Genomic DNA, 19,481 nt, shown 5'->3' with positions numbered 1-19,481 from the left:
AACAATAAAGAGGACCTGTGCCATGCAAGACGTCGTAATCGTTGCCGCCACCCGGACCGCTGTGGGTAGTTTCCAGGGTTCGTTGGCGAATATTTCTGCCGTTGATCTGGGCGCTGCGGTGATCGTTCAGTTGCTGGCGCAAACCGGTCTGGACGGTGCGCAGGTCGACGAAGTGATCATGGGCCAGGTCCTCACCGCTGGCGCCGGGCAAAACCCTGCCCGTCAGGCCGCGATCAAGGCCGGCCTGCCTCACGCCGTTCCCGCCATGACCCTGAACAAGGTCTGCGGTTCGGGCCTCAAGGCGCTGCATCTGGCGACCCAGGCCATTCGCTGCGGCGATGCCGAAGTGATCATTGCCGGCGGTCAGGAGAACATGAGCCTGTCCAACTATGTCATGCCCGGCGCACGCACCGGTTTGCGCATGGGCCACGGCCAGATCGTCGACACCATGATCAGCGACGGCTTGTGGGATACCTTCAACGATTACCACATGGGGATCACCGCGGAAAACCTGGTGGCCAAGTACGACATCAGCCGTGAAGCACAGGATGCGTTCGCCGCAGCCTCGCAACAGAAAGCTGTGGCGGCCATCGAAGCCGGGCGTTTCGTCGATGAAATCACTCCGATCCTGATCCCCCAGCGCAAAGGTGACCCGCTCGCCTTCACCACCGATGAGCAGCCACGGGCCCATACCACGGCGCAATCCCTGAGCAAGCTCAAACCCGCCTTCAAGAAAGACGGCTCGGTCACCGCCGGCAACGCCTCGTCACTGAACGATGGTGCCGCCGCAGTGATTCTGATGAGCGCCGCCAAAGCCCGCGCTCTCGGACTGCCAGTGCTGGCGAAAGTCAGCGCTTATGCCAACGCAGGCGTTGACCCGGCAATCATGGGCATCGGCCCCGTCAGCGCCACACGTCGCTGCCTGGACAAGGCCGGCTGGACGCTGGATCAACTGGACCTGATCGAAGCCAACGAAGCCTTTGCCGCACAAGCATTGGCGGTCGGCAAGGAACTGGGTTGGGATACCAGCAAGGTCAACGTCAATGGCGGCGCCATTGCCCTCGGCCACCCGATCGGTGCCTCAGGCTGCCGTGTGCTGGTGACCCTGCTCCACGAGATGATCAAACGCGATGCGAAAAAAGGCCTCGCAACCTTGTGCATCGGTGGCGGTCAGGGTGTGGCATTGGCGATCGAGCGCTAGTTCTCCCCGCCTTGCAGGAGCGTCGACCGGCTGCTCCTACAGGGGCTGCGGTGAAACTGATAGACTGCCGCGCCCAATCACCTTGCAAGGCGCCCGGCATGTCTTCCTTGAATCAGGCGCTGCGCGCCGCCCTCGATCATCGCAAAGACCTGCTCGCTGAACTGCATCAGCAAGGCACCGACTGCTATCGGTTGTTCCATGGCAGCCAGGAAGGTGCCGGCGGCCTGACCATTGACCGTTACGGCCCGCAACTGCTGGTGCAAAGCTTTCACCAGCCGTTGGAGCGCGACGCACTGCTGCAACTGCATGAAACCATCAATCAGCATCTGGACCTGAACACCCTGCTGGTCTACAACGACCGCTCCCGGGGCAATTCGCGCATCGATCGGGAAGACTCGGTCTACCGTGCCGAAGACGCCGCCCTGGAAGATATGATCGGCCACGAATGGGGTTTGAACTACCGCGTCCGCGGCCGTCATGCCGGACAGGACCCTTTGTTGTTTCTTGATCTGCGTAATGCTCGTGGCTGGGTCAAAGATCACAGCGCCGGTAAAAGCGTACTGAACCTGTTCGCCTACACCTGCGGCGTCGGCTTGAGCGCAGCCGCTGGCGGCGCCAGCGAGGTGTGCAATCTGGACTTTGCCGAGGGCAATCTGGCGGTCGGCCGTGAGAACGGCCAGCTCAATCCACAATTGCCGAAAATGCAGTTCATTCAGTCCGACTATTTTGCAGCGATCCGTCAACTGGCCGGTTTGCCAATCATTCAGCGCCGTCACAAATTGCCGAGCTATCCACGCCTGGAACAGCGCCAATACGACCTGGTCCTGCTCGACCCACCCGCCTGGGCCAAAAGTGCTTTTGGCACCGTTGACCTGTTGCGCGACTATCAAAGCCTGCTCAAACCGGCCCTGCTGAGCACCGCAGAAAATGGCGTACTGATCTGCTGCAACAATCTGGCAAAGGTCAGCATGGACGACTGGCGAGAACAGGTACTGCGCTGTGCTGAAAAGGCCGGGCGTCCGGTGCGCGACTGGCAGGTACTGATCCCGGGCAGCGACTTCCCTTCCATGGATCAGCAACCACCCTTGAAAACGCTGATTCTGCAACTTTGAGTCGCCTGTCAAAATCAGAAAAAATCCTGATAACGGCGATTGCTTTGGAACCGGAAACGCGTGCCATACTCCAACGCACTTCCGATTCAGATAGATGACACCCCAGATGCCCAAAGGATTGATTCGCGCTATTGGCGCCTTGCTGACCGCTCTCGCCCTTTATAGCTTGCTGGGGTTTCTGATATTGCCGGGCATCGCCTTGCGAGTCGTCAATCAACAATTGGCCAACTACGCAACAGTCCCGGCACACATCAATCGGATCGAGCTCAACCCCTTCAGTCTGGAGCTGACCTTGTGGGGTCTGAATATCGGTGAGCCGGGGAAGGAGCAAATCGGCTTCGAACGGTTGTACGCCAATCTGCAGATCGACAGCCTCTGGACCCGTGCACTGCACTTGGCCGATGTCGAGTTGGACAAGCCCAAGACCGAAATCCTGTTCGGCAAAGACGGCAAGCTCAATCTGCTGGGACTGTTCAAACTGCCCGCCAGCGAGCCGACACCTGTCGATCCTCAAGCCAAACCATTCCCGCTGCGCATTGAGCGCATCAAGCTGGCAGGTGGCTATGTGCATTTCCAGGATGCGCGCCCAAGCGAGCCCATCGAATTTCTTTACAACACGCTCGACCTCGAACTGAAAAACCTCAGCACCTTGCCCAATGACAATGCCGACATGACCCTGGTCGCGGCAGGTCCCGAAGGTGGGCATCTCGACTGGACCGGCAATTTCAGCCTGGTGCCGATCGCCTCCGAAGGCACACTGAAAGTCACCGACGGCAAAATGAAAGTCTGGTGGCCGTACGTGCGCGATGCCGTGCCGCTGCTGCTCGAAGACGGAATCCTGAACCTCAGCACTCATTACAAACTCAACCTGGCCAAAGAAACCGAATTGCTGCTCAGCGACACCTCGCTAAGCGTGGCGCCATTTGCGATCAAAGCGCCCGACGGCCGGCCACTGGCACGCCTGGAGCGGCTGGATGTCAGCGAGACCTCGGTCGATCTGCTCAAGCAGCAAGTAATCGTCGGCAAGATCCGCAGCCAGAAACTGGAAACCTGGGCTGCCCGCGAAGCCGATGGTCAACTCGATTGGCAGAAACTCTTTGCCAGCCAACCGGCCAAGCCCGCTACGAAACCGGAGCCTGCCAGTGCTCCGGCAGCAGCCGACTCGCCCAAGCCGGCACCGAGCGCCCCAAACAAACCCTGGAAGGTCCTGTTGAAGGACGTGCAACTACGTAACTACCAGGTCCATTTGGCGGATCGCCAGGCACAACCAGCGGTGGAGCTGGAACTCGGCCCGCTGAATCTGGACCTGCAAAACTTCGACAGCCTCAATCAGTCGCCTTTCACCCTCAAGCTCGATACCGGGCTGGGCAAGCAGGGCAAGATCCAGGCAAGCGGCGAAGTCAATCTGAGCCCGGTCAGTGCCAGGCTGCAGGTGCAGACCAAAGACATCGACCTGCGCGTCGCCCAGTCCTATATCAGTCCATTCATTCGCCTGGAGCTGCGCAGCGGCATGCTTGGCAGTGATCTGGCAGTCAATCTCAAAAGCACCGAGCCGTTGGCGTTCAACGTCACCGGTCGGGCTCAGGTCGATCAGTTGCACACCCTGGATACCTTGAAGACCCGCGACTTCCTCAAGTGGCAGCAATTGGTGCTCGAAGGGTTGAATTACCAACACGGCGACAGCCTGTCGATCACCAAGGTCAACCTGTTACAGCCGTACGTGCGCTTCATGATCAACGATGACCGCACCACCAACATCGATGATCTGTTGATCCCGCAGCCAGCTGACAACAGCAGCAAAAGCGCCGTTAAACCGGCCGCCACCAGCAACGAAAAACCGCTGGGTATCCATATTGGTGAAATCGCCATCAACGATGGCTCGGCCAACTTCGCCGACTTGAGCCTGACACCAAACTTCGCCACCGCCATTCAACAGCTCAATGGTCAGATCGGCACCATCGACAGCCGCCAGGCAAAGCCGGCGAGCGTCGATATCAACGGCAAGGTCGACCGTTACGCCCCGGTCACCATCAAAGGCAGCGTGAACCCCTTCGACCCAATGGCGGCGCTGAATATCGCCGCCAGCTTCAAACGTGTCGAGCTGACAACCCTGACGCCCTACTCCGGCAAGTTCGCCGGTTTCCGCATTCGCAAGGGCCGACTCAATCTCGACTTGCATTACCTGATCAGCAAAGGTCAGTTGAAAGCCGAAAACAAAATGGTGGTCGAGCAACTGCAACTGGGTGAAAAAGTCGACAGCCCGGATGCCGTAGACCTGCCGATTCGCCTGGCAATCGCACTGCTCAAAGACTCGGACGGAAAAATTTCCATCGAGCTCCCGATAAGCGGTGACTTGAACAACCCCCAGTTCAGCGTGATGCCGGTCATCTGGCAGACCCTGCGCAATCTGGTGCTGCGAGCGGTTGAAGCTCCGTTCAAGTTTATTGGCGGTCTGGTCAGCGGCGGCGGCGGCGGCTCGGAAGATCTCGGCAGCGTGTTGTTCGCTCCAGGCTCCAGTGACCTGAGTAAGGACTCCGAATCGACGTTGACCAAACTGGCCAACGCCCTGAAAGAGCGCCCGGCCCTGAAACTGGAGATTGAAGGCACCAGCGCCCAGAGCAGTGACGGCCCACCGATCGCCGAACAGCGGCTAGAGCGTGAATATCAATACAACTACTACAAAATGCTTCAACGCCGCGGTGAGAAGGTCCCTGCGCAAGCCTCGCTGTTAGAGGTGCCGGACAGCGAAAAGGCGCCGTTGCTCGAAGGCATCTATCGCACCCGCCTGAAAACACAGCCACCGGCCGAATGGACGCAACTGAGCCGCGACGAACGCACGGCAAAGCTGCGTGAGGGTTTGATTAAATTCTGGAGCGAAAGCGACGTTCTCCTACGTCAACTGGGACAAGATCGGGCCAGCAGCATCAAGGACTTTCTGGTGGACAAAGGGCAGTTGGCTGACGATCGGGTTTACTTCATCGACGCTAATCTTGGGCAAGCTCAAAGTGATGGTCGGGTAATCACGCCGCTGCATCTGGACAGCGAGTAAACATGCAAACACGCTTCTTGCTCAGCCTGGCATTGGCCTCTGCCGCCAGCCAGGCTCAGGCCGATACGCTGCGCTTCAAATAAAACAAGCTCCGACACTCAGTGCCGGAGTCTGTAATGACCACGTCTGCATGGCTTTTGGCATGAACCTTGGAGGAATGACAGACGTACTGCTGGAGCGCCTGTCGTCCCCTTCTCCCAGCCCAGGCGAGAAGCTTGAACCCTACTCGGCTTTCAGACCGTCAGCCGATACGGCTTTTACGCCTTTGATTTTCCTGGTGATATCCACTGCCATTTTTTTCTGTGCGTCGGTTACAAGAACAGTCGAGGACAAAGAAACCACGCCTTTGTTGGTTTCAACTTTGATGTCAGTGCCAGGAATACCTTTCTCGGTTACCAGATCGCTTTTCACTTTAGTCGTGATCCAGGTGTCAGAAGTGACTTCCTTGACCTTCGCCATTTCACCAGCAGCCACAAGCATTGGCGACTGGGTGGTTTGAGTGGTCTGGGCAAAAGCAGCATTGGCCATGGTCAGGGTCAGAGCGGTTGCCGTAGCGGCAGCGATAGCGAACCTCTTCATACGAGTAACTCCTGTTTTTCCAGAAAGCCTGCGCCGTGCTTTGGCGACAGGGTCTAGCAGAGATATAGCAGGCGTTGTGCCAACTCCAGGATAAAAATAAATACTTGAAAATCAATGTATTGAGATATAAGCAAAGTTCCTGAATCGTGCAGATTGCATGACCTGTATGTAATCTGCATGCAAGTTGCGAGTATCACAAAAGTTCCTGACACCCTGAGTTTCTGGCCATTTACGGTTTGATCTAACCTGCTATGAATAGACTGAAACGACTCCGCTGATCACCCTCGGTTCATCTTCGATTTTCCCCATAAGAAGTGCCCTGACTTCACTAGCCGGGGCACTTCTTACTGGTTTACCGGCTTGCGAGAACGCTACGTACCGCTGGCAGCACAACCTTTTGGAGAGTACTCAGGCTCCACAGTGGTAGAGCAGGTCCAGCCCTCGTCGTGTGTGCGGGTGAGAGTGATGGTTTTGCTCAGCACAGGGCCCGGAGCATTCAGAATCGTGCAAGCAATTGTGCCTGCACCCGTCGAGGCGGTACCTGATGCGGTCATTGTGCAGTTAGACGTAGTAGCGGTGCCGCCCACCAAGGCTAATGTCGGATCGGTGCCCTGATTGATGATGTCTTCAAATGAAACTTTCAGCGCGGATATCTCTGCCAGACCGGCCGTACTCTTGGCCCGCGCCTGATATTTCGTATAAAGCGGCAACGCAAAGGTGGCCAAAATGCCGATGATCGCGACCACGATCAACAGCTCGATCAAGGTAAACCCTTTTTGACTATTCATAGACAAGCTCCAGGCATTAAGTGAAGTCTGATGACCTATACAGGTCAACGCACAGTGCATGCCAAACACGTTGGGCCTTTGTCTGCGGGTGCGCGAGGCTGCTGGCGCATCGCCCTTATCCCCAGAAACTGCACAAAATGACACTTTTTGTCACTCGCCTGCCGCTGGCTTGCTGATCTGACCGACTACGCTATAAATCAAATCCATCGACTTGCGGGTCAACACCCTGCCAACACGGTGGGGCGAGCCGGGATCGATAAAGTGGTGAGACTGAACGATGGCAGTCAAAGCAGTAAAAGTCAGTGTTTACGCGTGGGAAGGTACCGATAGAAAAGGCACCAAAATGACCGGCGAACTGAGCGGCCATAATCCGCTGCTGATCAAGGCGCAGTTACGCAAGCAAGGCATTAGCCCGGGTAAAGTACGAAAAAAAAACGGCTCGATCTTTAACGCCGGCAAACGCATCAAACCCGTGGATATCGCTCTGTTCACCCGTCAGATGGCGACCATGATGAAAGCCGGAGTACCGTTGCTGCAGTCCTTCGACATCATCGGTGAAGGTTTCGATAACCCCAACATGCGCAAATTGGTGAGCGAGGTGAAACAGGAAGTCGCGGCCGGCAACAGTTTTGCCGCGGCGCTGCGCAAAAAACCGCAGTATTTCGATGACCTGTACTGCAACCTGGTGGACGCCGGTGAGCAGGCCGGAGCTCTGGAAACCTTGTTGGAGCGGGTGGCAACCTACAAGGAAAAGAGTGAAACCCTCAAAGCCAGGATCAAGAAAGCCATGACCTACCCCTTGGCCGTGATCTTCGTCGCGAGCATTGTGACTGGCATTCTGCTGGTCAAGGTGGTCCCGCAATTCCAGACGGTATTTTCAGGTTTAGGTGCGCAACTCCCGGCCTTCACCCTGATGGTCATCGCCCTCTCGGAGTTCATGCAGCAGTGGTGGCTACTGGTGCTGGTCGGGATTGTCGCTGTGGTATTTGGTTTCCGGCATACGCGCAAACGTTCACAACGCTTGCGTGACTGGCTGGACGTCAGCCTGCTGAAACTGCCGCTGGTGGGCACGCTGATGTACAAATCAGCCGTGGCTCGTTATGCCCGCACACTCTCCACCACCTTTGCTGCCGGCGTACCACTGGTGCAAGCTCTGGATTCGGTGGCTGGCGTCACAGGCAATATCGTGTTCACGAACGCGGTCAATCGCATCAGGCAGGATGTCTCGAACGGCATACAGCTGAATTTCTCCATGCGCACTTGCGGCGTCTTCCCGAACATGGCGATCCAGATGACCGCCATTGGCGAAGAATCGGGTGCACTGGACGACATGCTGGAAAAGGTCGCAACTTACTATGAGGGTGAAGTCGACAATATGGTCGATAACCTGACCAGTCTGATGGAGCCGTTCATCATGGTGACTCTTGGCGTTATCGTCGGCGGTCTGGTGGTAGCCATGTACCTGCCCATCTTCCAACTCGGCTCAGCGATCTGAATATGCCCTTGAACGATTTTTTGGCCAACTATCCGCTGGCCTTTGTTGTATCAGTGCTGGTCCTGGGACTGATTATCGGCAGCTTCCTCAACGTGCTGGTCTGGCGCCTGCCAAAAATGCTCGAACGCGAATGGAGGGAGCAAGCCCATGATGTGTTGGGCTTACCGCCAGAGGCGCCAGGCCCGACCTACAACCTGCTGCTGCCCCACTCTCAATGCCCGCACTGCGCTCAGCCGATTCGGGTCTGGGAAAATATCCCCGTCCTCAGCTATCTGCTATTGAGAGGCCGCTGTGCGAAGTGCAAGGCCCCTATCAGCAAACGCTACCCGGTCACCGAACTGGCCTGCGGACTGCTTTCTGCCTTCGTCGCCTGGCATTTCGGTTTTGGCTGGCAGGCGGGGCTGGTATTGATCTTGAGCTGGGGCTTGCTGGCGATGAGCTTGATCGATGCCGACCATCAACTGCTGCCAGATGCCTTGGTTCTACCGATACTTTGGCTGGGCTTGATCGTCAACAGCTTCGGCCTGTTCGTGTCCTTGCACGACGCCTTGTGGGGCGCGGTGGCCGGCTACATGAGCCTGTGGTCGGTGTATTGGCTGTTCAAGCTGCTCACTGGCAAGGACGGTATGGGCTTTGGTGACTTCAAGCTCCTGGCGATGCTCGGTGCCTGGGGCGGCTGGCAAATTCTGCCGCTGACGATTCTGCTGTCATCCTTGGCCGGCGCCGTTCTGGGCCTGATTTTGCTGCGCGTGCGTAACGCGCAAACTTCGACGCCAATTCCTTTCGGCCCTTATCTGGCAATTGCCGGCTGGATTGCGTTGCTCTGGGGTGGTCAAATAACCGACTCCTACTTGCAGTCTGTCGGTTTCAAATGACTACCTCTGTTATCAAACCCTGGATTCTTGGCCTGACCGGCGGGATCGGCAGCGGCAAAAGTGCCGCGGCTCAGCACTTCATTGACCTCGGTGTGCATCTGGTCGATGCCGATCATGCCGCTCGTTGGGTTGTCGAGCCGGGGCGTCCGGCACTGGCGAAAATCGCCGAGCACTTCGGTGCGGGCGTGCTGCAAGCGGATGGTCAACTGGATCGTGCGGCGTTGCGCAGGCTGATTTTCGAAGTTCCTGAAGAGCGGCGCTGGCTCGAATCCCTGTTGCACCCACTGATCGGTCAGGAGATCGCCAGTCATTTGGCCAAGGCCCAGTCGCCTTACGCGATTCTGGTGTCGCCGCTATTGGTCGAATCCGGACAGTACGCGCTGGCTCAACGTGTCCTGGTGATCGATGCGCCAGAGCAACTGCAAATCGAGCGAACCCTGCTGCGCGACCAGACCAGCGAGCAACAGGTCCAGGCGATTCTCAAAGTCCAGGCCAGCCGTGAAGAACGCTTGCGCCATGCCGACGATGTACTGGTCAATGACCGCGATCTAAACTGGCTGCACAGCGAGGTCGAACGCCTGCATCACTTTTATCTTACTTTGCGTGGAGGCCAGTCATGAGCCAAACCCTGACCGTCGAATGCCCAACCTGCGGTGCCCCTGTGGAATGGAGCGCAACCAATCTCAACCGGCCGTTCTGCTCGGACCGCTGCAAACTGATCGACCTGGGTGCCTGGGCCGCCGAAGAACACAAGATCCCGGTCAGCCCGGATGCCGAAGACGAGATGTTCTCCGAGGACTTCGATCCTCGTACGCACTAATTAGATAATCACGGCCGCATAAAACCGTAATCCTGCCCCTCGTCGAGGTTCTCGGCCAGAAACTGCAGCTCATCCGCCAGATCCTCGACGCTGCGTATGCCCTTGCTCTGCTGCACCACAGCACTGAGCAAGGCGCGCAGACTCAACCCCGGATCAAAGCCCACTTCTTGCGCCGTATCCAGACTCCTGCGCAGTTCCTGCCTTGCCCATTCGTAGACACTCATGACCGTGCTCCTGAAGATTTTCCAGAGCATGCCGGGAGCCGTGATTTGAGTCCTTGATCCGGATCAAGGTTCTTACTCCCGTGGCCCGTCGTCTTTCCACGGTGCCGACAGGTAGCGCGTGCGATTGAAAGTCTCCAGCCACTCAGGGCAGAACACCACCAGCGCACTCACCACCATGCCGTTGATAAAGGCCTCGGGGAAAATGATCAGCCACAGATAGCCGACAAAATCCTCCAGCCATTCGGGCATGGCGAAGCGCTCGTCGAACCACAGCAAGCCGAGCGCCAGCAACAGACACAACAACGCCGAGAGTGCCGCCGCAAAAAAGCCGGAGCAAAAGATATACACAAAGGGACTACGCGGCTGCGCTCGCTCCACCAGGATCGCACAGCATTCGGTGACCAGCACCGGCAGCAGGATCAACAAAGTGCCGTTGACCCCAACCGCCGCCAGATCCTGACGGCCCAACGCGACCAGCCCGAGTTGCGCGATCAAGCCACCGACGATTGCCAATGGCCAGTCCAGCAACAAGGTCACCGCGGTCATGCCGATAAAGTGGTAAGACACGCCAGTATCGAAGTCCCGTCGCACCAGCCACAAAATGAACAGCGCGAACACCGTACCAAACAGCAAATGCTGACGGCGGCTATCAGTGAACAGCTCGACCCACGGCGAGCGCAGAATCGCCCAGACCAGCACCGGCACGTACAACAACCAGCCGACAGTAAGGGTTTGCGGCGAAAGTAGCCCAGCGCTGATCATGGCCGGGCTCGCGGCAAAGCATCACGCAATAGCGCGGCGCCGGCGTAGCTGCCCTGCTGAACTGACAAAAACTGCACCCGATACTCCTTGATGAGAGATGAGGACCTGACAGACACCCCACTTTACGATCTCTCCATACTTGAGTGCACCTATACGTACAACGCGGCCTGCGGCTTTAACCGCCGTTTGCTCTTTGACCTGGGGGGAACAGCCGCAAAAGTCAGGCTTGGCGAACCTGTCAAAAAATTCATGTGGCGGGGAACGGGCTGAAATACGGGCGCCACTAGGATGAGCTCAAGCCTAAAGCTTAAGCCAACAAACATTCTTGCTGGCAGAACCCGAGTATTGGAGATCCCCCATGAAAACCCTTAAAGCATTGTTGATCGTTACCCTGATGGGCGCGTCTGTGGCTGCGATGGCCGCAGGTGGCAGCGACCGGGTAATGGCCCGGATGGATGCTGCGCGAGATGCCTCGATGGCGCACTACCAGACGTCTGAACATGCCAAGGCTGTAGCGAGCACTCAGAAAGCCGCCTCCAGCGATGTCGAACGCTCAAACTGACAGTGCTTTACCGGTCAAGTCGACTGGGCAGCCGCGTTAATCGCCATGCGCTTGGGGTGTCATGGGATACAGACGGGCAACTGCGCAAACGATGCTTTAACCGAATCGCTGACTCGCCTTGTGGCAGTGGGATTCGGCGAGGAAGAGGCGGTGAAATATCGCCTCAGGCCGGGACTGCGGGGTACTCCGAGAGTCCTGGCGATTACCGCAAACACCAGCTAGCCACCGAAAACCAGGCTGGCTATCTTTGACTCCTGGCCCCGTCACTGCGTTGTTGGATAAGCAGTAGAATCAGCGCTGCTGCTGAAAATGCCGCCCCCGCGTAGAAAGCTACCTCGGCGCCGTATACCTGCCAGAGTCCGCCGGCGATGACGCTGGCCAACAGCAAAGCAATCCCGCTGACCAGATTGAACAGTCCAAAGGCTGTGCCTTTAAGATTGGGAGGTGTCGTGTCCGCTACCAGCGTCGCCAGAATGCCTTGACTGAAGCCCATGTGCAGCCCCCATAAGGCGACACCGAGTAGAACCATGCTGACGGACCCGGCATAAGCCAACACCACATCTGCAAGAATCAGCAGCACCAGACCGACGCTGAGTAACGCCGTGCGGCTGATACTGTCTGACCATTTTCCAACCGGATAGGCCGACAGCATATAAAACCCCGCCATCACCACCATGACCAGAGGAACCCAGGTAGCAGAGAACCCTAATTGCTGGGCACGCAAGATCAGGAAAGCTTCACTGAAACGCGCAAGGGTGAATGCCGCACCTATGCCCACAACCCACCAATAGTTTTTTGAGAACTGCCTCAATGACCTCATTTGTATGGGTGAGCGGAAATGCCGCGGTACGGCTTCATGCTCCGGCTCATCAATCCCGAAAAAAAGCAGCATGACTGCCAGTACTGCGGGAATCACTGCAAACCACAACACCAGGGAAATATCGTCGGCAAACCAGGCCATCAGAAAAATGGCCAGAATGGGGCCTAAAAAAGCGCCCACGGTATCCATCGACTGACGTAACCCAAAGCACGCACCTCGAATGGCAGGTGGGGCCACATCTGCGACTAACGCATCACGCGGCGCACCGCGGATGCCTTTACCAATCCGGTCGAGGATTCGGGCGGTGAAGACCAGTTCCGCAGAGGCGGCCAGCGGAAATAGCGGTTTTGTAAGCGCCGCAAGACCGTAACCCAAGAGCAACAATTCTTTCCTGCGGCCGATGAAGTCGCTGATTGCTCCAGAAAAGACTTTAACGACCAGTGCTGTAGCCTCCGCCACCCCTTCGATGAGTCCAATAGTCATCACACTGATGCCCAGCGTACCCACCAAAAATACGGGTAAGAGGCTATGCACCAGCTCCGACGACAGATCCATGAACAGGCTGACGAATCCCAACGCCCAGATCGTGCGCGGAATGGCTCGGGTCGAGCTACTTGCAAGTTCGCCCATCTCTTTTCCCCCAGGTGATTAGCCTGATTCCTTCCACTATCACTTGAAACCCTGCACGACATTTACCCATACCACAGCTTAAACGTTTCGACGTGGCTCAATGTCGGCGGCAAGAGATCCGTTGAACACTGACTAACAATAGGCCTGCTCCCCAGCTATCGCGCCACTACCGCAACGTTTTTGAGAGGACGAAAGGAGTTGTGCTGCCCCCGCCTTTCTGTGACCATCGCCGCCATATATAGGTAGGGGGGGTATGGTATGTCTCATGTAATGGCCGGCAAAGACGAGCTTCTCAAGCGCGTCAAGCGAATCGCCGGGCAGATCCAGGCAGTCGAACGCGCACTGGACTCTGACGATGACTGCGCGAAAACCCTGCATCTGGTGGCTGCAACACGGGGTGCCATCAATGGGCTGATGGACGAAATCATTGAGGCTCATGCCCATGAGCACGTTGCAAACCCGCAGTTAAGCGATGAAGAAAGGGCAAAAGGCGTCGAGGAATTACTTGAAGCCATACGCCGGTATTCAAAATAGGGGGTGTTGAGATGGTTGATCCACAGATGAGTTACACCCATGACCATGTATTTCTCGGTGCGTCACATGATGAGAACGCCAAGCGCACCCTCTGGGTCGTCGCGCTGACGGTCGTCATGATGATTGGGGAAATTACCGCGGGCTATCTGACCGGGTCGATGGCGTTGCTTGCGGACGGCTTTCATATGGCCACGCATGCCGGTGCTCTGGGTATTGCAGCGGCGGCTTATGGTTATGCCAAGCGGCATGCTTCAAGTTCTACCTATAGCTTCGGTACGGGAAAAGTAGGTGACTTGGGGGGATTTGCCTCAGCGCTTGTACTAGGCCTGGTATCCGTCGGGATTGGTGTCGAATCAGTGCTGCGTTTATTCGAACCTGCCAACGTCCAATTCGGTACGGCGACGCTTATTGCCATTGTCGGGCTCATCGTCAATATCGTCAGCGCTCTTCTCCTGTCCGGTAGCCATGACCACCACCATGATCATGCACACGACCATAGCCACGGTGCCCATGGTCAGGACAACAACCTGCGGTCTGCCTACGTCCATGTTCTTGCTGATGCGCTGACGTCTATCCTTGCCATCGCGGCCTTGTTGGCCGGTCGATACCTGGGCTGGGTCTGGCTTGATCCAGCAATGGGCATTGTCGGTGCGCTGGTGATTGCGCGTTGGGCCTGGACGCTGATGCGCGATACCGCAGGGGTCCTGCTCGATAAAACAGATGATCACGTCGCTCAGGAAATTCGCGACATCCTTGATGGCTCTGATGATGCCAAAATTACCGATCTGCATGTATGGCGTGTGGGCCCGCAGGCTCGGGCCGCGATTGTAAGCGTCCTGGCAAGCCCGGCTATCAACGCAGACATTATTCGAGAGCGACTGGCCGCGGTTCATGAGGTGACTCACCTGACCGTGGAATACCGTAGCTTCTAGAGCATCATGCCACTGGGCTACCCAGTGGCATTCCAATCCTGAATAACCCGCGTGTTAATCAACCGCTTCGTTGCCGGATGCATCGTCACCTGCGTCGAGCCGGTAACCCACGCCTGCAATTGTAATGATCAGAGAGTGATCAAACCCTTCGTCCAGCTTGCGACGCAAGCGATAGATATGTTTATCGATGACGTTGTCATTGGGATCAAACTCATAGTCCCAGGCGCTCTCAAGCAACATCATGCGGGACACGACTTCACCGCTGTGACGCATGAGTTTTTCCAGGATCAAGGTTTCACGATAGGCTAGAGCAATGGTTCGTCCCTGACGCGTTGCCTGGCGCACAGCACAGTCGAGGTACAGGTCACCGACCCTCAGACTGCGCGCAGGCCCTGGTTGCTGATCGCGAGTACGCAACAAGGCATCCAGCCGAGCCAGGACTTCGACAAAAGCATAAGGTTTAGCCAGATAATCGTCGCAGCCAGCCTGCAAGCCTTCGACTCGCTGTTGAGTCGAGGCCAGCGCACTGAGCATCAGCACCGGCATGGCAATGTGTTGGCGGCGCAACTCCCGGACCACCGCCAAGCCGTCCATACCCGGCAGACGTCTATCGATAATCAACGCATCGTAGATACCTTCCAGCGCCAAGGCCAAACCGGTTGGGCCATCTTCGGCCGCATCAACGATATGCCCGCTCTCACTCAATCCGCGTACCAGATAGCTTGCCGCACGAGCATCGTCTTCAATCACCAGGATGCGCATGCAGACCTCCGCGCCTGCGCAGCTAAACTTTCTTTCATGTTGCCGCGACCTTTGCGTCTATGTCGATTTGGCACACTATGCCATCAACCCGGTCGAGAGCCAGTGCCACGACCTGCAAACATCAACTACAGAGTTGCGCTTAACGCTTATGACCCATGTATTGGTTGTTGAGGATGACCCCGTCACCTCTCGCGAGATAGAAGCAGCCCTCCAGGATCACGGCTTCGACGTGACACTGGTCGACAATGGCCGAGACGGTTTGCTGCAAGCAATCAACGATACATTTGACATTATCATCCTGGACCGCATGCTACCTGGCGCTCTGGATGGCTTGGGCATGCTCACCGCTTTACGCGCCTCGGGCATTTCCACGCCAGTACTGATTCTGAGCGCCTTAAGCGCACTGGATGATCGGGTCAAAGGCCTTCGCGCAGGGGGTGACGACTATCTGACCAAACCCTTCGAGTTCATCGAGTTGACCGCCCGTCTGGATGCACTGAGCCGACGACGCGTCCTGCAACCGGGTCAGGACCGCGAGAACCGTCTGCGCGTTGGCAATCTTGACCTTGACCTGCTGCGCCGCTCAGTACGGCGTGGAGAACGGCAAATTGATTTGCTGCCCCGTGAATACGCCTTGCTTGAATACCTGGCGCAGCACGCAGGACAAGTTGTGACCCGCACGATGTTGTTCGAGGCGGTGTGGAACTACAGCTACGACGAACGTACCAACGTCATCGAAGTCCATATTGGTCGCCTGCGCCGCAAGATTGATAGCGATGGCGAAGCACCCATGCTCCAAACCATTCGCGGGGCCGGCTATGTTCTCCGTTCACCTGAGTGAAATTCCACGCACCATCAGCTTCCGCACCGCACTGATGTTTCTGGCGTTGTTCGGGTGCTCGTTTTTGGCCTTGTTTGGTTATATTTACTGGCAAACCACTGGGTATCTCATATCCGAAGTGGACACCGCCCTGTATCACGAGATGGATAACCGCAGCCAACAGACGCCCGTCTTGCGCCAGCAGGAAATCCTCAAACATACCGAGCAGGATCCGGACGGGCGACTCCCCTACACATTGTTCAATACCCAAGGCAAGCCCATCGCTGGAGCGTTACAGTCCTTACCTCGATTGCGCGACTATGACAAACCCACTGAATTTGTCTGGGATAAAGTCAAAGGCCACGACCGGCCTGTGCGCTTTATTGCTCATCACCTGGAAGATGGCACAACCTTGCTGATAGGCCAGGACATCCACGACATCCGTGAGTTCGACGAACTATTGATCAAGGCCCTGATCTCCGGGGGAGCACTGTTATTGGTAGTAGGCCTGCTCGGTGCCATTGCGCTGGGTTATTCCGCCCGGCGACGCCTGGATGCGCTCAGTCGGTCCATAAAGAAAATTGTCGAAGGCGATCTAAGCCGACGTCTTCCCACGCGTGGCAACCGCGACGACATCGATCGTATCGCCAGTGTGGTGAACGGCATGCTTGATGCGCTTGAACGATTGATGAGTGAAGTAAAAGGTGTCTGCGATGATATAGCCCATGATTTACGCACACCGCTTACCCGCCTGATCGCTGGACTGGAGCGTGCACAGCGACGCAACCTGAGCCAAGAGGAATATGCCAGCGCCATCGATTCCGCCATTGCGGAAGCGAAGGGCTTGATGCAAACCTTCCGCGCCCTGCTGCGTATATCGGAAATCGAAGGCAGTGCCCGTCGTAGCAACTTTACCCAGGTCGATCTCAACAGGATTGGCGCCGATGCCACAGAGCTTTTCGAGCCTCTGGCTGAAGAGCGTGGCATGACCCTGGAATTCATTCCCAGTTCAGTGCCCGCCAACCTGTCGGGTGACCCTCAGCTATTATTCGATGCGGCCTGCAACTTACTCGATAACGCCATCAAGTTCTCTGCACCTGACGGTCATGTTCGCGTCAATATTATTGCCGATGAGACCCGTAGCGGGCTAAGCGTTAGCGACAATGGTCCGGGCATACCGGAGGCCGAGCGAGAGGCCGTGTTCCGACGCCTTTATCGCTCAGAGTCCAGCCGCCACACGGTAGGAAATGGACTGGGTTTAAGTATGGTTTCGGCAATTGCGCGATTACATGACATGTCGCTCAAAGTTCATGATGCACAACCGGGTTGCCGGATTGATCTGATAGGAAAAGCACTGTCAGCTTGAGTGATCGACATCGATAGAAACGGCGTTATAGGTACTGGCTAAACCATTAGCACGATTAGCCATGCTCATCGTGCGTTATTGGGTATCCGTCCAGATCGCCACCCTAAACGGCGCATATGCCTGGCTATGTTCAGTGTCGCCCTGCACTTGACCACCGATCACTTTAACCCCCGCTGTAGAAGCCTTAGATCTTGCGCAAGACATAGACTCGCCACATGGAGTACAGCGGGATGAAATCCAGTCGTTCCTGAATTCGAAACCCCGCCTTTATGAACTCAGCCTCCGCTACCGCCTTAGGAATAACGAGTCGGTTCTGATGTTCCAGTCCATCTCCTCTGGCGCGCCGCCGCTGCTCATGGTGCTTGCGCCGCCAGGATTTGAAGTTACCGTCTACCCACAAGGAAATAATTACCGCATCCCGGGTAACTCGATAAAACTCGGTAAGCATGCCCAATCGATGTTGCGGTTCGCCGACGTGGTGTAATAAACGCATGCTGAAAATACAATCGACCGAATTGTCGGGCAAATCGATATCAACTGCGGATGCTTGTAACGTCCGCACGCGCTTTGCAATGTGCGCAGGTTGAGAGGCGTAAGCGGCCTGAATCATTTCACCCGAGTTGTCCGCTCCAATGATGATCCTGTTCTGTTTCTGCGCAAGCAATGACCAAAATCTTCCGGTGCCACAAGGAAGATCAAGAACGAGTCCGGGTTCGCCAGCCAGCGCCAATGCCTTGCGAGCCAGTTGTTCATCCCGCCAGTGCGACAACCTGCGAGCAAGCCCGGCCTGATACGCCAACAAGTATTGTTGCGCATGTTCCAGGACGTTTTTTTCAAAAAGCTTAAGCTTGATTGGGCTGCTCATAATGCCCTCCGGCCACTCATGAACCGAAGGCTAAGCATTTAAAAGTCTCCAGGAGGTCCATACATTGTGAAAAACTTGTTCACCCTCTGTTTTCAGGCACCTCCTTCACGACACTGCTTGAGCGGGTCGTGCCTGGTACCCGGCTTTTCAAAAACGCGGCGAAGCCAGGCAGCAAGTGCCCGACAGACTTTATTCCTTCGGACCACATTTGGACGCTAAGCTTGGCATATGGATGACTCAGATTATTTGCGCCTGCTCACCATCGCGGCCGAACAAGCCAACGCGTTTCTGTCCAATGCCCGCAAATGGGAGCGTGAGCGTTGGGTCTGCCAGCGCCTGCTGCAAGGCTTGAATATCCCCTATCGTGCCGACGAATTCGCTCCCGCCGGAGAGCCGCCGGACGTGCTGTTTCGTGACGCCAGTTTCGAGGTGTTCTTCGTGCTCGATGAAGGACGACGACTGAACGACGAATGGCGCGACGAACTGCAACGCCGACGCAGTGCGTTTTCCCTGAGCCAGCTGGTGCGCCGCGAAGCCAAACCCCGGCGCATTCCTGCCAACGAGTTCCTGCTGCGACTGGCGCCGACCCTGCGTAAAAAAGCCCATAACTACAAAGAACGCGGCATGGAGCTGGGCGAGCTGGACATCATCGCCTTCGCCAGCCTCAAACGTGAAGTGCTCGACCTCAACAGCCACTTCCCGCCGCCGACCGAATACCTGCGCCAGGGCTGGCGTTCACTGTCGCTGGTCGGTCCGACCTTTGCCCGCGTGCTGTTTGCCCACCCGGATGCCCCCGACTTCCTGCGCAACAACCTGGGACGCAGCATCGTTTTCGACGTCGGTATCAGCCTGTGAGCCCGCAGCAGGAGCTGATCGCCGAGCGAGGGCATGGCGCAATCACTGCCCGAGTGTTACAAAGCGCAATCATTCGCCTGGACGACAGCGTGCGCGTCGAACCCCTGACTGCGAGCGGCTATGCTCCGTTCATTGCCGGATAGCTTGGCAACATGGCTCCGCGTTGTAGCGTCAACACATTTAGTAACGTCTACCTGACGAGGCCCGATATGACCAGCCGCCTGAAACCCGACGACCAGCAGCACGTCGAAGAGTACCTGCAACTGCCCCAGAACCGAGTCGAGCGCCGGCCATTCCGGCCGTGGATGCTCCTGGTGGTGGTACTGGCAGTGACTATTGGCCTGGGCCTGTTGAGCCGACTTGTGAGTTACCTGACGCTATGAGCTGCCTCGCGCTCGCTCGGGTAACTGCACCGATTTCTTTTAGCCTT

21 protein-coding genes and 1 pseudogene are annotated in these 19,481 nt (G+C 56.7%); 15 read left to right on the top strand and 7 right to left on the bottom strand.

Features of this window, described 5'->3' with window-relative positions; all coding sequences use genetic code 11:
* The first annotated feature begins 22 nt into the window (after positions 1–22).
* The 3 genes from AC07VR_RS12100 (at position 23) to AC07VR_RS12090 (ending at position 5,362) form a co-directional block, all read left to right on the top strand.
* Entirely contained in the window at positions 23–1,201 is a 1,179-nt protein-coding gene (locus tag AC07VR_RS12100; protein ID WP_495011329.1) for an acetyl-CoA C-acetyltransferase, read from the top strand.
* A gap of 98 nt (positions 1,202–1,299) precedes the next feature.
* On the top strand, positions 1,300–2,313 hold the full coding sequence (locus tag AC07VR_RS12095; RefSeq protein ID WP_494995662.1) for a class I SAM-dependent rRNA methyltransferase: 1,014 nt from the start codon (positions 1,300–1,302) through the stop codon (positions 2,311–2,313).
* 106 nt (positions 2,314–2,419) lie between these two features.
* Positions 2,420–5,362 carry a DUF748 domain-containing protein gene (locus tag AC07VR_RS12090; protein WP_495011328.1) on the top strand — a complete coding sequence of 981 codons (2,943 nt, stop codon included), beginning with the start codon at positions 2,420–2,422 and terminating at the stop codon, positions 5,360–5,362.
* Positions 5,363–5,584: 222 nt separating this feature from the next.
* On the opposite strand, the gene AC07VR_RS12085 is transcribed toward AC07VR_RS12090, so the two are convergent.
* Entirely contained in the window at positions 5,585–5,941 is a 357-nt protein-coding gene (locus AC07VR_RS12085) for a BON domain-containing protein (RefSeq protein WP_494995660.1), read from the bottom strand.
* A gap of 371 nt (positions 5,942–6,312) precedes the next feature.
* The gene (locus AC07VR_RS12080; protein WP_495011327.1) at positions 6,313–6,729 is read right to left on the bottom strand and encodes a pilin; all 417 of its coding nucleotides are present in this window, start codon (positions 6,727–6,729) and stop codon (positions 6,313–6,315) included.
* A 277-nt stretch (positions 6,730–7,006) separates the two neighbouring features.
* On the opposite strand from AC07VR_RS12080, the gene AC07VR_RS12075 reads away from it, so the two are divergent.
* The 4 genes from AC07VR_RS12075 to yacG are packed head-to-tail and all read left to right on the top strand — an operon-like array spanning position 7,007 to position 9,919.
* Positions 7,007–8,224, top strand: a complete 1,218-nt coding sequence (locus AC07VR_RS12075; protein ID WP_495011326.1) for a type II secretion system F family protein — start codon at positions 7,007–7,009, stop codon at positions 8,222–8,224.
* A gap of 2 nt (positions 8,225–8,226) precedes the next feature.
* Positions 8,227–9,099, top strand: a complete 873-nt coding sequence (locus AC07VR_RS12070) for a prepilin peptidase (protein ID WP_494995657.1) — start codon at positions 8,227–8,229, stop codon at positions 9,097–9,099.
* The gene (gene coaE / locus AC07VR_RS12065; RefSeq protein ID WP_494995656.1) at positions 9,096–9,719 is read left to right on the top strand and encodes a dephospho-CoA kinase; all 624 of its coding nucleotides are present in this window, start codon (positions 9,096–9,098) and stop codon (positions 9,717–9,719) included. Before AC07VR_RS12070 ends, coaE begins: the two co-directional genes overlap by 4 nt.
* A complete protein-coding gene (gene yacG / locus AC07VR_RS12060) occupies positions 9,716–9,919 on the top strand; it encodes a DNA gyrase inhibitor YacG (protein WP_494995655.1) in 204 nt (67 codons plus the stop codon). Before coaE ends, yacG begins: the two co-directional genes overlap by 4 nt.
* Positions 9,920–9,927: 8 nt before the next feature.
* Here the strand turns inward: yacG and AC07VR_RS12055 are convergent, their stop codons facing one another.
* Positions 9,928–10,143 (bottom strand): hypothetical protein, encoded by a 216-nt coding sequence (locus tag AC07VR_RS12055; protein ID WP_494995654.1) that lies wholly within the window; start codon positions 10,141–10,143, stop codon positions 9,928–9,930.
* 72 nt (positions 10,144–10,215) lie between these two features.
* Positions 10,216–10,905 (bottom strand): energy-coupling factor ABC transporter permease, encoded by a 690-nt coding sequence (locus AC07VR_RS12050; protein ID WP_494995653.1) that lies wholly within the window; start codon positions 10,903–10,905, stop codon positions 10,216–10,218.
* A gap of 358 nt (positions 10,906–11,263) precedes the next feature.
* Here AC07VR_RS12050 and AC07VR_RS12045 point away from each other — a divergent pair, with 358 nt between their 5' ends.
* Positions 11,264–11,467, top strand: coding sequence for a co-regulatory protein PtrA N-terminal domain-containing protein (locus tag AC07VR_RS12045; RefSeq protein WP_494995652.1), 204 nt, complete (start codon positions 11,264–11,266; stop codon positions 11,465–11,467).
* A gap of 241 nt (positions 11,468–11,708) precedes the next feature.
* Here the strand turns inward: AC07VR_RS12045 and AC07VR_RS12040 are convergent, their stop codons facing one another.
* Complete coding sequence (locus tag AC07VR_RS12040) at positions 11,709–12,917, bottom strand: MFS transporter (protein ID WP_495011325.1); 1,209 nt, start codon at positions 12,915–12,917, stop codon at positions 11,709–11,711.
* Positions 12,918–13,175: 258 nt separating this feature from the next.
* On the opposite strand from AC07VR_RS12040, the gene AC07VR_RS12035 reads away from it, so the two are divergent.
* Both AC07VR_RS12035 and dmeF read left to right on the top strand, forming a co-directional pair.
* Entirely contained in the window at positions 13,176–13,451 is a 276-nt protein-coding gene (locus tag AC07VR_RS12035; protein ID WP_494995650.1) for a metal/formaldehyde-sensitive transcriptional repressor, read from the top strand.
* Between the two features lie 11 nt (positions 13,452–13,462).
* Positions 13,463–14,383: a CDF family Co(II)/Ni(II) efflux transporter DmeF gene (dmeF, locus tag AC07VR_RS12030; RefSeq protein ID WP_494995649.1), complete on the top strand. Its 921-nt coding sequence runs from the start codon at positions 13,463–13,465 to the stop codon at positions 14,381–14,383.
* A 54-nt stretch (positions 14,384–14,437) separates the two neighbouring features.
* Here the strand turns inward: dmeF and AC07VR_RS12025 are convergent, their stop codons facing one another.
* Positions 14,438–15,145: a response regulator transcription factor gene (locus AC07VR_RS12025; RefSeq protein WP_494995648.1), complete on the bottom strand. Its 708-nt coding sequence runs from the start codon at positions 15,143–15,145 to the stop codon at positions 14,438–14,440.
* 148 nt (positions 15,146–15,293) lie between these two features.
* On the opposite strand from AC07VR_RS12025, the gene AC07VR_RS12020 reads away from it, so the two are divergent.
* Positions 15,294–15,986 (top strand): response regulator transcription factor, encoded by a 693-nt coding sequence (locus AC07VR_RS12020; protein ID WP_495011345.1) that lies wholly within the window; start codon positions 15,294–15,296, stop codon positions 15,984–15,986.
* Entirely contained in the window at positions 15,964–17,331 is a 1,368-nt protein-coding gene (locus tag AC07VR_RS12015; RefSeq protein WP_495011324.1) for a sensor histidine kinase, read from the top strand. The genes AC07VR_RS12020 and AC07VR_RS12015 overlap by 23 nt, the downstream gene beginning before the upstream one ends.
* Positions 17,332–17,515: 184 nt before the next feature.
* On the opposite strand, the gene AC07VR_RS12010 is transcribed toward AC07VR_RS12015, so the two are convergent.
* Positions 17,516–18,196 (bottom strand): class I SAM-dependent methyltransferase, encoded by a 681-nt coding sequence (locus tag AC07VR_RS12010; RefSeq protein ID WP_494995646.1) that lies wholly within the window; start codon positions 18,194–18,196, stop codon positions 17,516–17,518.
* A gap of 228 nt (positions 18,197–18,424) precedes the next feature.
* Between AC07VR_RS12010 and AC07VR_RS12005 the strand changes: the two genes are divergently transcribed.
* The 3 genes and pseudogenes from AC07VR_RS12005 to AC07VR_RS11995 all read left to right on the top strand — a co-directional run bounded on the left by AC07VR_RS12005 (position 18,425) and on the right by AC07VR_RS11995 (position 19,434).
* A complete protein-coding gene (locus AC07VR_RS12005; RefSeq protein ID WP_494995645.1) occupies positions 18,425–19,051 on the top strand; it encodes a DUF1780 domain-containing protein in 627 nt (208 codons plus the stop codon).
* Between the two features lie 20 nt (positions 19,052–19,071).
* Positions 19,072–19,194: pseudogene (locus tag AC07VR_RS12000) on the top strand (MOSC domain-containing protein); the annotation flags it as partial.
* Between the two features lie 66 nt (positions 19,195–19,260).
* On the top strand, positions 19,261–19,434 hold the full coding sequence (locus AC07VR_RS11995; protein ID WP_494995644.1) for a DUF3094 family protein: 174 nt from the start codon (positions 19,261–19,263) through the stop codon (positions 19,432–19,434).
* The last annotated feature ends 47 nt before the right edge of the window (positions 19,435–19,481 follow it).

This window comes from Pseudomonas sp. GW821-FHT02H09, from assembly GCF_059421425.1.
The sequence above is the reverse complement of the archived record's forward strand: the minus strand, read 5'-3'. Positions and strand labels throughout refer to the sequence as shown.